The sequence below is a fragment of the Bacillus inaquosorum genome (genome assembly GCF_023238325.1).
Taxonomy (GTDB): Bacteria; Bacillota; Bacilli; order Bacillales; family Bacillaceae; genus Bacillus; species Bacillus inaquosorum.
In genome coordinates this window covers 51035-64247 of sequence record NZ_CP096592.1, presented here as the reverse complement: position 1 = coordinate 64247, position 13213 = coordinate 51035, and the positions used below count along the sequence as shown (strand labels likewise).

Sequence of the window (13213 nt, the reverse complement as noted above, 5' to 3'; positions counted from 1 at the left end):
GGCAATACGGTTCACGTATTACCGCGGCACAAATAAAAACGAGGTTATTATACCACATCCCAACCCTTGGAATCCTTTTTGGGCATGCATGAAAAAAAGAACAGCATCCCATGGAGAGCTGTTCTTTTCATACCTATTTTCGATAAAAGGAATAAGACCTACTGTTCCATTTGACGCGCCAAAAATCCAGCTGCTGTCTCAACGGCTTTATGCTCTACTTCGCCCATTGTCTGATCCTTTGAAAAAATAACCACGGCGCCTATCGGATCGCCATTCGCCACAATCGGGCCGATAGTATAAGAATTCATGTCCTCATCTATGCCATTCACAAGCTGTACTGATTTCGCATCACTCTCAAGCACGGAACTGCGCTGATCCATTGTTCTTTCCAGCATTTCGCTGATCGACTTGTTTAAGTAGTCTTTTTTTGAGCTGCCAGACACGGCAATATATACGTCACGGTCACAAATAAGCACTGAATGCCCGAGACTGTCATAAAGCGCGTCTGCATACTCCTTTGCAAAGTCTCCAAGCTCACTGATCGGAGAGTACTTTTTCAAAATCACTTCTCCGTCACGATCTACAAAAATCTCAAGCGGATCGCCTTCCCTGATTCTTAGAGTTCTGCGAATTTCTTTAGGAATCACGACCCGTCCTAAGTCATCAATACGACGTACGATACCGGTTGCTTTCATCTCTGGTGCCTCTCTTTCATTTGATGGTATATACATGTGGGAAAGACCTAAAGCAAGTCACTTTATGTACCTTCCGCCTCGCTTGAAATTAGTATCCGTAACATCAAATGTAATATACACCAGAGAGTAACAAAATTTACGTTGATGAAATGGTTTGCTTTTTCACATCTTTTAAGCCCTTCAGCATGCCCAGCACGGTTTCGAGCCATTCATCGGCACTTCGGCCTTTCGTCTGTATGGAGATTTTGAGTTTTTTGCCTTCCATTCCCAGTCCGATTTGTCTTCCATATTTATTGCCGAGCTCAAACAGCTTCTGGCCGTCAATTTCAGCACTTGCTTCTTCTGAAATTGTCAATCTGACAGCATCTTTATCCTGCTTAATCAGCTCAACACGTTCATACTTCGCATAAACCTTCATTTCTGCAACAGTAAACAAGTATTCGACTTCTTTTGGATAGTTTCCAAACCGGTCGATCATTTCGTCTTGAAGTTCATTCTTCTCTTCGATTGTAGCCACAGACCTGAAGCGTTTATACATATCAATTTTCTGTTTGCCGTCTTGAATATATGTTTCCGGAATATATGCATCAAGCTCAACATCAATTTCTGTTTCAAACTGTTCCGTCTTCGCTGTGTCTCCTTTACGCTCTTCAATGGCCTCCTTCAGCATTTGTGAATAGAGGTCAAATCCGACCGAATCGATGAAGCCATGCTGCTGGGCGCCAAGAAGATTCCCGGCTCCGCGAATCGTTAAGTCACGCATTGCGATTTTAAAACCAGAACCAAGCTCTGTGAATTCTTTAATGGCCTGCAGCCTTTTTTCAGCCACTTCTGTCAGCACTTTATCCCTGCGGTACGTGAAGTACGCATACGCCACACGATTAGACCGGCCGACGCGTCCCCGCAGCTGATAAAGCTGAGAAAGACCCATCTTGTCGGCGTCAAATACGATCAGCGTATTGACGTTCGGAATGTCAACGCCTGTTTCAATAATGGTTGTGCTGACGAGAACGTCTGATTCTCCTTCAAGGAAACTTAGCATAACGGTTTCTAATTCGTTTTCTGTCATTTTCCCGTGCGCATACGCTACCTTTGCGTCAGGGACAAGCATTGAGATTTCATCCGCCTTCCGCTCGATATCCTCTACCCGGTTGTACAAGAAATAGACCTGGCCTCCGCGTGCAAGCTCACGTTCAATCGCCTCTCTGACAAGGGCGCCGTTGTATTCCACAACATACGTCTGTACGGGGAATCGGTTTTCCGGCGGAGTCTCGATGACTGAAAGGTCCCTTACGCCAAGCATAGACATATGCAGCGTACGCGGAATCGGCGTCGCTGTTAAAGTTAATACATCAACATTGGCTTTGATCTGTTTGATCTTTTCTTTATGGGTTACACCGAAACGCTGCTCTTCATCAATGATGAGGAGTCCTAAGTCTTTATACACGACATCTTTTGACAGCAGCCGATGCGTCCCGATGACGATATCAACAGTCCCGTTTTTCAATCCTTTGATTGTTTCGTTCGCTTCTTTTCTCGTTCTGAATCTGCTGAGCAGGCCGATATTAATCGGATAGTCCTGGAAGCGCTCTTTAATGGTTTCATAGTGCTGCTGTGCCAAAATTGTTGTCGGAACGAGCAGAGCTACCTGCTTTCCGTCACCGATCGCCTTAAACGCGGCACGTATGGCAACCTCTGTTTTACCGTAGCCTACATCACCGCATAGCAAGCGGTCCATCGGACGTTCTCTTTCCATGTCCTTTTTGATTTCGTGAATGGAACGGAGCTGATCCTCGGTTTCTTGATAAGGGAACGCCGATTCAAATTCACGCTGCATTTCATGGTCAGGAGAAAACGCATAGCCCTTGCTCGCTTCCCTTTCGGCATACAGCTTAATTAAATCATCAGCAATATCCTGAACGGATGTCTCTACTTTTTTCTTGACCCGTTTCCATTCGCTTCCGCCTAATTTATACAGCTTCGGCTCTTTTCCTTCGGAGCCGACATATTTTTGCACCTGGTCAATTTGTTCTACAGGGACATAAAGCTTGTCGCTTCCCTGATAATGGATGTTTAAATAGTCTTTGTGTATCCCATTGATTTCAAGGGTTTCAATTCCTAAATACTTTCCGATCCCGTGATTAATATGAACGACATAATCACCGATTTGAAGCTCGGAATAGCTTTTAATGCGCTCTGCATTTGTAAGCTTCTGTTTTCGAGGCTTCTTTTTCACACGGTTTTTGAACAATTCTTCTTCCGTAATAACGGCAAGCTTCATTAACGGCAGCTCAAATCCCGATTGGAGCTCGCCTTCCATGATATAGACCTGTCCCTGAGCAAGAGCTTTTTTGCTGTCTGTCATGGCGGCTTCGATTTCATAATCAGCGAGAACAGAAGATAATCTCTGTGTACGTTCCTTGTTGGCTCCTAAGAATACAACGGTGAAGTTGGATTTTTTAAAGCGTTCCATTTCACCCGCCAGCACATTCATTTGGCCATGGAAACTCTGCATTTGTCTGCTTGACACATTGACGATATTTTGCGGACTCGTGTGGTGTACATGCCGCAAAAATAAAGAATAGTACAGCAGAGGGCGTTTTTGCTCAGCCACTATTTTTTGGAAGCTGAATGACAAACTGATGTCATGCAAAATCTTCCCTTCCTCAAGAAGGTTTGTTATGAACTCCGCTTCTTCTTTTTGAAGCTGTTCTTCCATCTCATGAATCCGGCTGACTTCATCCAAAATCAGAAGTGTATTATCAGGTGTATAATCTAGTAAACTAGCAGGCTTTTCATAGAAATATGAGAGATACTTCACCAGCTCCTGATCTGTCTGGCCTTCAGACAAGCGTTCTTTGTCGTGAGAAATATTCGTGTGAAGGATTTCTTTTTGCTTGTCGAGCTTTAATTTTTTCAGGCTTGCGGCAAGACCTTCATCCATTTTTTCCATCGCCCGCGCTTTTTCTTCAGGTCTGATAATCAATTCCTTCGCAGGACCGATATTGATCGAGGTAAGCGTCTCAATTGACCGCTGATCATCTGAGTTAAAGCTGCGGATTGAATCAACTTCGGTGTCAAAAAGTTCAATTCTCACCGGATGCTCTGAAGTCAGCGGGTAAATGTCAATGATTCCTCCGCGAATACTGAATTCCCCGGGTGCAGAAACCATATCAGACCGCTCATATCCTACCTCTACCAGCCGTGATGCAAGCTGATCAGGTTCGATATCATAGCCCACTTGAATGAGCATTTGGCTGTTTTTCCACATCTCTACAGGCGGCAGCATTCTTCTGATTGCAGCTACAGGAGCAACGACAATTGGCGCTTCTCCATTCGTTAATCTATTAATGACATCTAATCGCTGCGCCCGCAATTCAGGGCTTGCGACTGCGATTTCTGATGAAATAAGTTCATTGACGGGGTACAAAAGGACAGACCGATCCTCTAGAAGTGCAGTCAGATCATCCGTTACTTTCTGGGCTTGATATAAGTTATGGGTGATTAGAAAGATAGGCTTATTCGTTTCATTAGCCAGGGCAGAAGTAAAAACAGAACGCGCGGAACCCGACAGACCCGCGAGCAGCTGTTCCTTCAGCCCCTCGTGTAAACCGTTGATGATGGATTTAAAGTCATCGCTTTCTTTTATAAAGGTTTGAATGTTGTCCATATGGCCCCTCCTCTCTGTTTCCTGTGAGAACAGAAAAACGCTTTGGTCTAGTGTCTACACCAAAGCTTTTTATTGAATAAATGTGTGATGTTCGTGGTAATGCGGATTTCGGTCAAGCGCCTCTTGGCAATCTTCACATATAGTCAAAACATGGACATCTCCATTATCTTTATAAGAAATCATATCGTTTCTTTCCTCGTTTGTTAAGTGCTGAAATCCAAGTGAGTCAGTCGATACCATGGAAGATTCAAGACTGCCTACTTTCACTCCGCAATGACGACAATAATAATGCAAAGCCATACAAGGGACCTCCTGATGAAAAAGTCATTTTGGTGTAGTATGGACTTTGTTGATTCATTTTATACCTTCGCGTTAAATTCGTTCATGACTTCTAAAAACGGTTTGCTCAGAGAAGCTTCACAAGCCTTCACAGATTTATCGACCGCTCCGTCAATCTCAGGTGCCTCCTCCTTTGTGAAGGAGCCCAACACATAATCAACGACCTTCATGCCGTTTACAGGCCGGCCGATTCCGATGCGTATGCGGTCAAACTCGGATGTTCCAAGATGTTGAATCAGTGATTTGATGCCATTGTGCCCTCCAGCGCTTCCTTTCGTTCTTAAACGGATCTTGCCAGTCGGAAGATCAAGATCGTCGTAAATGACTGTCAAATCTTCATTATCGACATCATAATAGTCCATTAAAGGCCGCAAACATTCTCCTGATAAATTCATATATGTAAGCGGTTTAACAAGTAGAACCTTTTTGCCGGAAACAAATCCGGTTCCGTATAATCCGTTAAATTTATTTTGATTCAGTTCAATATTCCATTCCTTCGCAAGCTGATCTATCACCATAAATCCGACATTATGCCGTGTATTTTCATAGTTCTTCCCGGGGTTTCCGAGACCGGCAATTACAAGCATGGCGAATCCTCCCTTAGTCACATAAACTCCCGCCTGCATAGCGGGCTATAATTCTTCTCATTCTAGCACAAAAGACGTAACCTCGGGAGGGTTACGCCTTAAGCTATTATTGTTCTTTGTTTTCACCTTCAGGCTGAGCATCGGCAGATTCCTCTTCATCTATCTCAGCTGCTTCCTGCTGCTGCGGAGGAAGGATAGAAGCTACGACCTCATCTGATTCATGATTAAAGGAGTAGTCACCGCCAGCAGGCAAATCCGCAATAGTCAGTACTTCATTTACATCGAGTTTTGAAATATCAGCCTCAATCGTTTGCGGAATGGCTTTTGGCTTAGCCTTTACAGTAAGTGCATACAGCGGCTGCTGCAATACGCCTCCGTTTTTCACTCCAATGGCTTCTCCGGTCAGATGAATCGGAACTTCCACCTCAATGTCTTCACTCATATTGACAACTTGAAAGTCAGCATGAGTGATTTCATTTTTCAGCGGGTCCGTTTGCAGGTCTGTTACCATGACAGAATGTTTTTCTCCGCTGACGTCAAGCGTGATGACTGTATTTTTACCTTCGTCCCTCAGCGTTTTGATCAGCTCCACACTGTCTAATGATACAGGTTTGTTTCCCGTGTCTTTCCCATATATGATACCTGGAACATGTCCTGAAGTACGGATATTCCGAAGAGACGAACGAGTAAAGTCCGTTCTTTCTTTTGCCGTTAAAGTTGCCATATTCAGCACCATCCTATTATCGTTTTATTGTCCTATTACAAACAATACCCATAACGATAAGGATTTAAACCTCAAATATCGGTTTAGCTGAACAGATAGCTGACTGATTGCTGCTCATGAACGCGAATAATCGCTTCAGCCAGAAGCGGTCCGACTGAAAGCTGCTTGAACCGTTCAATTTTCTTTTCTTCAGGAAGCTTGATGCTGTTTGTCACAACAAGCTCTTTAATTGTTGAATTATTAATCCGTTCAACAGCAGGGCCTGATAGTACAGGGTGTGTACAGCATGCATATACTTCTTTCGCCCCGTTTTCAACGAGCGCATTAGCAGCAAGTGTAATGGTACCTGCAGTATCAATAATGTCATCGATAAGAATAGCGGTCTTCCCTTCGATATTACCAACAATATTCATGACTTCCGCCACGTTTGGACGCGGACGGCGTTTATCGATAATCGCAATCGGCGCTTTTAGTCGGTCAGCCAGTTTGCGGGCGCGTGTCACACCGCCGTGGTCTGGTGAAACAATGACGATATCTTCAAGGTTTTTGCCTTCAAAATATTCTCCTAAAATCGGAACACCCATTAAGTGGTCAATCGGTATATCAAAGAATCCTTGAATTTGCGGCGCATGCAGGTCAAGTGCAATCACACGAGTCGCACCGGCTGTTTCAAGCAGGTTAGCGAAAAGTTTTGCTGTGATTGGCTCACGGGATCTTGCTTTTCTGTCTTGACGCGCATAACCGTAATAAGGAATAACAATGTTAATCGTTTTTGCAGAAGCGCGTTTTAACGCATCTACCATAATCAGCAGTTCCATAATATGCTCGTTAACGGGGTCACTTGTAGACTGGATGATATAACAGTCACATCCGCGAATACTTTCTTCGATATTAATTTGGACTTCCCCGTCACTAAATCTTGTGACAGAACATTTCCCTAATTGAACTCCAACTATATCTGCGATTTCTTTTGCAAGCTCTGGATTCGAATTCAAAGAAAAAATCTTTAAATTCTTATCTCCGTATTGATTAGACATGGATAAACCTCCGAATTTAGGATTATTTTTTATGAATATTTTTCACATAATCGTCTTTATTTACTTGTCTCGCTCTGGCAATAGCAAGCGCTTTTCCAGGTACATCTTCCGTAACAGTTGAACCTGCCGCTACATAAGCGCCTTCTCCGACTGTGACAGGGGCAACCAAGTTGGAGTTGCAGCCGATAAACGCGCCGTCTTCAATTTTCGTCAAATATTTATTCTTTCCATCATAATTGACAGTTATTGAACCGCAGCCCAAGTTTACATCTGTGCCTACCTCAGCATCACCGACATAGCTTAAATGAGAAGCCTTGCTTCGGTCTCCGAATTGAGTCTTTTTGATTTCAACAAAATTCCCGATCTTCACTTCATTCCCGATGACAGAATCAGGTCTGATGTGAGCAAAAGGTCCTATGTTTACATCATTCCCCACTTTACTGTGATTGACTACCGATTGTTTAATGACCGTACGGCTGCCAATTGAACTATTCATAATCTCTGTATGAGGGCCGATAATCGTATCTTCTCCGATTTGCACCTCACCTTTAATCACAGTTCCAGGATAAATCACAGTATCGCTTCCGATGACAGCGTCAGGAGAAATATACGTGTTCATCGGGTCAATCAGCGTTACGCCATTTTGCATATGCCTTTTATTAATACGCTCTTTCATAAATTGTTCTGCCTGAGAAAGAGCAACTCTATCATTAACTCCGAGCGTTTCTTGGAAATTACCAGTCTGGTAAGCGGCAACAGTTTCGCCTTCGTTTTTAAGAATCTCTATGACATCCGGCAAATAATACTCGCCTTGAGCATTATCATTAGACACCTGATCAATGGCCCGGAATAGTGCTTCATTATCAAAACAATACGTGCCGGTATTGATCTCAGTCACAAGACGTTCCTCTTCAGAGGCGTCCTTATGCTCAACGATTTTTTGAACCGCTCCGTTTTCGCCGCGAATAATACGGCCGTATCCGGTTGGATCTTCTGCAACCGCAGTTAAAATCGTAGCTTTCGCTTCTCTTTGTGTATGTTCTTTCAGCATCTGTTCCATTGTCTCTGCTGTTAAAAGCGGCGTATCTCCGCAAATGACAATCGTGACGCCTTTTTCGTCAGCAAGAAATGGCTGTGCCTGTTTTACCGCATGAGCAGTGCCAAGCTGTTCTGCTTGAAGCGCGTACTCGCTTTTATCACTAAGCTGCTTTTTCACTTCTTCCGCACCATGTCCGACAATCGTGACGAGCTTTGATAAAGATAACTTTAAGGCTTCGTCCACGACGTGCTCTACCATAGGCTTACCGCAAACTGGATGAAGGACTTTATAAAGCTTCGATTTCATTCTCGTTCCTTGTCCAGCCGCTAAAACAACTGCAAACCGCTTATCCATTTATTGGCCTCCAATATCCCTTTTATCCATAGAAAAATATATCCTAAATATCTTCTGATTTCAAGGAGACTTCATGAAGTGCAAGAATTTTCTATTGAGTGCAATTAAGTTTGAAAAATCAGAATTAAAAAAGGACTGCCGGCAAAAGGCTTTTGTCAGCCCTTTCAGCAGTCCTTGCTTTTTGGTTATTTTTTAAGAAGCTCCAGCTTCTTCGAATTCTAATGCTTCAGTGTCACCCAGACGATGATACTCATTTAACACGGCATCTTGAATCTTTCCTCGCGTGCTTGAATTAATTGGATGAGCAATATCGCGGAACTCTCCATCAGGGGTGCGTTTACTCGGCATCGCAACGAAAAGACCATTGTTTCCATCAATCACACGAATATCATGTACAACAAATTCGTGATCCAGCGTGATGGATGCAATCGCTCTCATGCGACCATCGGTATTCACGCGGCGTAATCTTACGTCAGTAACTTCCACAGTAGTTCACCACCTTTTCCCTATATAAAAGCATTAGTGTATCAATTCCACGATTTTTTCCGAAATCCTGCTCGTTTTTAAAATATTTTTTGAAAAAATAGGATATAGTTACACAATTAGGTCATAACGCTTTTATTTCGGGCATAAGGTAAATAAAAAAGTGATTCCGAGCTCACCCAGAATCACTTTTTCTTATTATTTTACCAATGCAATAACTTCGATCTCGACCAGCGCGTCCTTCGGGAGTCTCGCGACTTCAACACAGGATCTCGCCGGTTTATGTGTGTCAAAATATTGTCCGTACACTTCGTTTACTTCCGCAAACTGTTCCATGTCCGCGATAAATACAGTTGCTTTTACAACTGTTTCAAAAGAAGCACCTGCTTCTTCCAGCACCGCTTTTAAGTTGCTGAATACTTGATGAGTCTGCTCCTTAATATCACCGTTCACCATTTCGCCTGAAGGAGTTAAAGGAATTTGGCCTGAGCTGTAAAACATATTATTTACGATAATCCCTTGCGAATAAGGCCCGATTGCCGCTGGGGCATGTTTTGTATGGACTGCTTTTGTCATGATTCTGTCTCTCCATTCTTTAAAAGATTGTCTTTAAAAAAACGCAGAAAATTGCCATTCTGAATTTCAATGGACTTCTCTTTCATGTTGATGGTTGAAAGAGTAAGAAGTGACATATATTCATCAACAAGACGCTCATCTACTCCTTCGGCTTCAACCAAGACGCCGATCCCCGCCACATTTGCGTTAAACTCATCCAACAGGTTAATCATACCATTAATTGTGCCGCCTGCTTTCATAAAGTCATCAATAATGAGTACGTTTGAACCCGTTTTCATGCTTCTTTTCGCTAGTGACATTGTTTGAATGCGGTTTGAGGAACCTGAGACGTAATTAATGCTGACTGTGGAGCCTTCTGTTACCTTGTTGTCTTTGCGAACGATGACGACAGGGACATTCAGATAGCTCGCAGCTGCGTACGCCAAAGGGATGCCTTTCGTGGCAACGGTCATGACTACATCAATTTCGCGGTCTGCAAACACAGAAGCAAACAGCTTCCCCACCTTGGAGAGTACAGATGGCTTTCCTAAGATATCCGTTAAATATACATAACCGCCCGGAAGGATACGCTCAGGATTTGCCAGCGACTGTCCAAGTGTCTGCACAAACTCTTCAGCTTCAGCCTGCTTCATTTTCGGAATATATTTGACGCCTCCGGCAGCTCCGGGAACAGTAAGCAAAGTACCGATCCCCTGCTGCTCAAAGGTTTGCTTAATAATCGTTAAATCTTCACTGATCGATGATTTTGCAGATTCATACCGCTCAGAAAAAAAGGTTAGCGGTATTAACTCGTGCGGATGGGTTAACAAGTAATTTGTTAAGTCCACCAATCTGCCGCTGCGACGAAACTTCATGAACTTACCCCCAAAATCCGAATATTTTAAGATCAATATAACTTAACATACGGATTTAATCAAGAGCGTTCTGTTCGCCGATCATTCTTACCGCATAAACTTGATCGCAGAAGCCTCTTAACCCGTTATAAATTCTTTGCACCTTCGACTCATACTGAACCAGCCCAAACACAGTCGGGCCGCTCCCGCTCATTAACACGGCATCTGCGCCAAAGCGTTTCATCTGGTTTTTGATCATCGCGACTTCAGGATGCATATCAAGCGTAACAGATTCAAGCACATTGCCTAAACGGCTGCACATCTTTTGAAAACTCTTTTCCTCTATAGCCTCAATCATGCCTTGTACATCCGGATGTTCTACATCATCCAGCTTCAGCTGTCTGTATACCTCAGCAGTTGAAACACCGATTGTCGGCTTCGCTAAAATGACCCAGCAGTGCGGAGGCGTGCTGATGTGTTTAATTTTCTCACCTCGTCCTGTTGCCAGTGCAGTCCCGCCATAGACACAAAATGAAACGTCGGAGCCAATTTCCGCTCCAAGCTCAGCAAGCGTTTCTGCAGAAAGATTTAAATTCCACAGTTTGTTCAGCCCTCTGAGCGTCGCAGCCGCATCACTGCTTCCGCCGGCAAGACCGGCAGCCACCGGAATCACCTTCGTAATCATGATGGAAACTCCCTTTTTCACGTTGTATCTGTCCTTGATCAGCTTGGCAGCCTGATAAGCTAAGTTTCTTTGGTCATCAGGCACAAAACGGTTGTGGGAGGAAACCCTCACTTCATCCTCTGCCAGCTCCGTCAATTCAATCCGATCCGCTAAATCAATCGTCGTCATGATCATTTCGACTTCATGATAGCCATCCGGGCGTTTTCGGGTTACGTCAAGTGACAGATTGATCTTTGCTGGCGCTTTTTCTAAAATACGCATAGCTTTCACCTACTTCTCCATCTAAACATAAGTATGAACATTGTATCACATTTGAAGTACAGGATGAACATATCCATATTGCGGCCCATTATGTATTTATATCCAACACAAAAAACCGGGGAACGGCACGTCCCCCGGGTCACATCCTTATCGGTTATTCTGATTCTGAGCCATTTGCTGTTCGGCGATTTCAATGGCGCGCTTTACCATGTTACCGGCATCGCGGGCCCGAATTTCGCCCCAGCCGCCATTTTTGACTGTGTCATAAAAACCAAGATCTTTAGCCAGCTCATATTTAAACTCATCTGACATAACTCCACGACGTCTGCCCAAACGAAACAACCCCTTTTTTAGAAGTGATAGCCATTCGTGCACGTCACGATAATATGTGTGACTGTTTTATCTTTTGTTAAATCAGATGGAACTTTCGTTAAAATTACTGGAAACCAAAAAAGGGCAAAACAAAAAGCAGTAAACAAAAGGTTCACTGCCCGTTAAAATGCTACTGAACTTGCGGCGTCATCATTAAATGTCAGCTCAACAGTCTCAGTCAAAATATCAGCATAACTGTATGAAACTCTTTCAAACGAGTTCTCGTCTTGATCTAGTTGTATCACAAAAACAGAAGGGTACGTCTCAGCTAAAATGCCCGAACGCTCAATCGTTTTTCGGCGGCCACCGTTTGCTTTTAACGTCAGCCTTTTACCTAAATTCCCATCAAGCGATCTTTTAATATCGGACAACGTCTTCGCCATTGCATCCACCTCACTACATTTATTGTACAACACGAGCCCATTTTTGTCAAATAAAATTTAAATTATATCAACGTTAATAAGACGTTGTCAATAAAATTATTTTGACAAAATTCTATGATTCCTCAATTATTTTCCGCAAGTTTCGGTAAATTATGTATCATTATGTAAAATAAAAAACCCGCATAGATCTTCGATGCGGGTTTTCATCTGTTAATTGGACTTATAAGGCATTCCAATTCTCAGCACTCCTCTTGTTTCAATACCTCCAAGCCCTTTCTCTCTTGTCAGCGTATTACGGAGCACTTCCCATACATTGATTCGTTCCATAAATGGCGTAAAGCTGATTTTCGCGACGATATACACCGGATCAAGCGCATGGATGTTTACTCTTGATGGAGAACTCGCGAAATTTGCCCCCGCTTTTATGAGTGATTCAAAATGGGATTGGCAGGCCCCTGCAAAAATAACAAGCTGATCTAAGTGAGGGATCTTTTTTCGGGCGTTATGAACCGTTTCAACAAAGTGCTTTGAATGTCTGTACGCGTTCAAATCATCAATGCCGCCCTTTTGCTTCGAGTACGCATCATGCCCTGTTACCACCAGGATATCAGGTCGATATTTGTCGAGTAATTCTTCAATAGAAGCAGACATTTTCTTTTCATGGCAATGGATTCCGTAAACCGGCACTCCAATTTTTTTATAGACATTCAGGCATTTTTTCAGATACGCTTCATCACCGTCCAGATGAAGCACCTTGCCCGGCATATGAAAATAATGCTCCTGATGCTGATATTGGCTTGTCGCATAGTACTCCTGCTTTTCTCTGAGCAGCTTATAATCCTGGCGGAGCAATTCGAGCGATTCATTCATTCTGCTCTCATCTTTCTTTTTCCGCATCATCTGCTCATCTTTTTTCACTGCTACCAGATCAGAAAAATCCGCATCAGCAATCAGCCTGACTGCATCGCCATGCAAAATGGCGATTGAATTTCCTTTGCTTGTTTGCTCTATTCCTATAATGCGAAACAAAACATCCATTTGATAAGATTTTCTGGCTACCATATCCCCTATTTGAAATTGCACGTTCCTCACTCCACACATAGACTAAGCCTCATCATGAAAGAAAGAGCCTTGAGAAAGCGCCTTTTTTCGCTGAGTCCAAGTTTTTCTTATCA

The 13213-nt window shown here is 43.3% G+C and carries 14 protein-coding genes; all 14 read right to left on the bottom strand.

The features are described 5' to 3' along the window. Positions 1-158: 158 nt before the first annotated feature. Positions 159-695 carry a stage V sporulation protein T gene (gene spoVT / locus M1M80_RS00340; protein WP_003242120.1) on the bottom strand — a complete coding sequence of 179 codons (537 nt, stop codon included), beginning with the start codon at positions 693-695 and terminating at the stop codon, positions 159-161. Positions 696-831: 136 nt separating this feature from the next. Continuing rightward, on the bottom strand, positions 832-4365 hold the full coding sequence (gene mfd / locus M1M80_RS00335) for a transcription-repair coupling factor (RefSeq protein ID WP_060397771.1): 3534 nt from the start codon (positions 4363-4365) through the stop codon (positions 832-834). A gap of 69 nt (positions 4366-4434) precedes the next feature. Beyond that, positions 4435-4665, bottom strand: coding sequence for an anti-sigma-F factor Fin (fin, locus tag M1M80_RS00330; protein WP_019257254.1), 231 nt, complete (start codon positions 4663-4665; stop codon positions 4435-4437). Between the two features lie 59 nt (positions 4666-4724). Next, positions 4725-5291 carry an aminoacyl-tRNA hydrolase gene (pth, locus tag M1M80_RS00325; RefSeq protein WP_003242126.1) on the bottom strand — a complete coding sequence of 189 codons (567 nt, stop codon included), beginning with the start codon at positions 5289-5291 and terminating at the stop codon, positions 4725-4727. Positions 5292-5397: 106 nt separating this feature from the next. Beyond that, on the bottom strand, positions 5398-6015 hold the full coding sequence (locus M1M80_RS00320; RefSeq protein WP_060397770.1) for a 50S ribosomal protein L25/general stress protein Ctc: 618 nt from the start codon (positions 6013-6015) through the stop codon (positions 5398-5400). Between the two features lie 83 nt (positions 6016-6098). Further along, positions 6099-7052 carry a ribose-phosphate diphosphokinase gene (locus tag M1M80_RS00315; RefSeq protein WP_003218353.1) on the bottom strand — a complete coding sequence of 318 codons (954 nt, stop codon included), beginning with the start codon at positions 7050-7052 and terminating at the stop codon, positions 6099-6101. Positions 7053-7074: 22 nt separating this feature from the next. Then, entirely contained in the window at positions 7075-8445 is a 1371-nt protein-coding gene (glmU, locus tag M1M80_RS00310) for a bifunctional UDP-N-acetylglucosamine diphosphorylase/glucosamine-1-phosphate N-acetyltransferase GlmU (protein WP_060397769.1), read from the bottom strand. A gap of 192 nt (positions 8446-8637) precedes the next feature. Continuing rightward, positions 8638-8931, bottom strand: a complete 294-nt coding sequence (gene spoVG, locus M1M80_RS00305; protein WP_003218346.1) for a septation regulator SpoVG — start codon at positions 8929-8931, stop codon at positions 8638-8640. 195 nt (positions 8932-9126) lie between these two features. Then, positions 9127-9504 (bottom strand): 2-iminobutanoate/2-iminopropanoate deaminase, encoded by a 378-nt coding sequence (gene ridA / locus M1M80_RS00300; RefSeq protein ID WP_003226738.1) that lies wholly within the window; start codon positions 9502-9504, stop codon positions 9127-9129. Then, positions 9501-10358 (bottom strand): pur operon repressor, encoded by an 858-nt coding sequence (gene purR, locus M1M80_RS00295; RefSeq protein WP_003242134.1) that lies wholly within the window; start codon positions 10356-10358, stop codon positions 9501-9503. The genes ridA and purR overlap by 4 nt, the downstream gene beginning before the upstream one ends. A gap of 55 nt (positions 10359-10413) precedes the next feature. Then, on the bottom strand, positions 10414-11283 hold the full coding sequence (gene ispE / locus M1M80_RS00290; RefSeq protein WP_003242137.1) for a 4-(cytidine 5'-diphospho)-2-C-methyl-D-erythritol kinase: 870 nt from the start codon (positions 11281-11283) through the stop codon (positions 10414-10416). A 147-nt stretch (positions 11284-11430) separates the two neighbouring features. Further along, entirely contained in the window at positions 11431-11616 is a 186-nt protein-coding gene (locus tag M1M80_RS00285; RefSeq protein WP_003218333.1) for a small, acid-soluble spore protein, alpha/beta type, read from the bottom strand. 161 nt (positions 11617-11777) lie between these two features. Further along, complete coding sequence (gene veg / locus M1M80_RS00280; protein ID WP_003218330.1) at positions 11778-12038, bottom strand: biofilm formation stimulator Veg; 261 nt, start codon at positions 12036-12038, stop codon at positions 11778-11780. A 210-nt stretch (positions 12039-12248) separates the two neighbouring features. Then, entirely contained in the window at positions 12249-13121 is an 873-nt protein-coding gene (gene prtG, locus M1M80_RS00275; protein WP_060397768.1) for a sporulation-specific protease PrtG, read from the bottom strand. Between the last annotated feature and the right edge of the window lie 92 nt (positions 13122-13213).

Excerpts from the sequence above, each read along its gene's own strand:
- spoVT (WP_003242120.1), bottom strand. The coding sequence starts at position 695 with ATGAAAGCAACCGGTATCGTACGTCGTATTGATGACTTAGGACGGGTC.
- mfd (WP_060397771.1), bottom strand. The coding sequence starts at position 4,365 with ATGGACAACATTCAAACCTTTATAAAAGAAAGCGATGACTTTAAATCC.
- fin (WP_019257254.1), bottom strand. The coding sequence starts at position 4,665 with ATGGCTTTGCATTATTATTGTCGTCATTGCGGAGTGAAAGTAGGCAGT.
- pth (WP_003242126.1), bottom strand. The coding sequence starts at position 5,291 with ATGCTTGTAATTGCCGGTCTCGGAAACCCCGGGAAGAACTATGAAAAT.
- M1M80_RS00320 (WP_060397770.1), bottom strand. The coding sequence starts at position 6,015 with ATGGCAACTTTAACGGCAAAAGAAAGAACGGACTTTACTCGTTCGTCT.
- M1M80_RS00315 (WP_003218353.1), bottom strand. The coding sequence starts at position 7,052 with ATGTCTAATCAATACGGAGATAAGAATTTAAAGATTTTTTCTTTGAAT.
- glmU (WP_060397769.1), bottom strand. The coding sequence starts at position 8,445 with ATGGATAAGCGGTTTGCAGTTGTTTTAGCGGCTGGACAAGGAACGAGA.
- ridA (WP_003226738.1), bottom strand. The coding sequence starts at position 9,504 with ATGACAAAAGCAGTCCATACAAAACATGCCCCAGCGGCAATCGGGCCT.
- purR (WP_003242134.1), bottom strand. The coding sequence starts at position 10,358 with ATGAAGTTTCGTCGCAGCGGCAGATTGGTGGACTTAACAAATTACTTG.
- ispE (WP_003242137.1), bottom strand. The coding sequence starts at position 11,283 with ATGCGTATTTTAGAAAAAGCGCCAGCAAAGATCAATCTGTCACTTGAC.
- veg (WP_003218330.1), bottom strand. The coding sequence starts at position 12,038 with ATGGCGAAGACGTTGTCCGATATTAAAAGATCGCTTGATGGGAATTTA.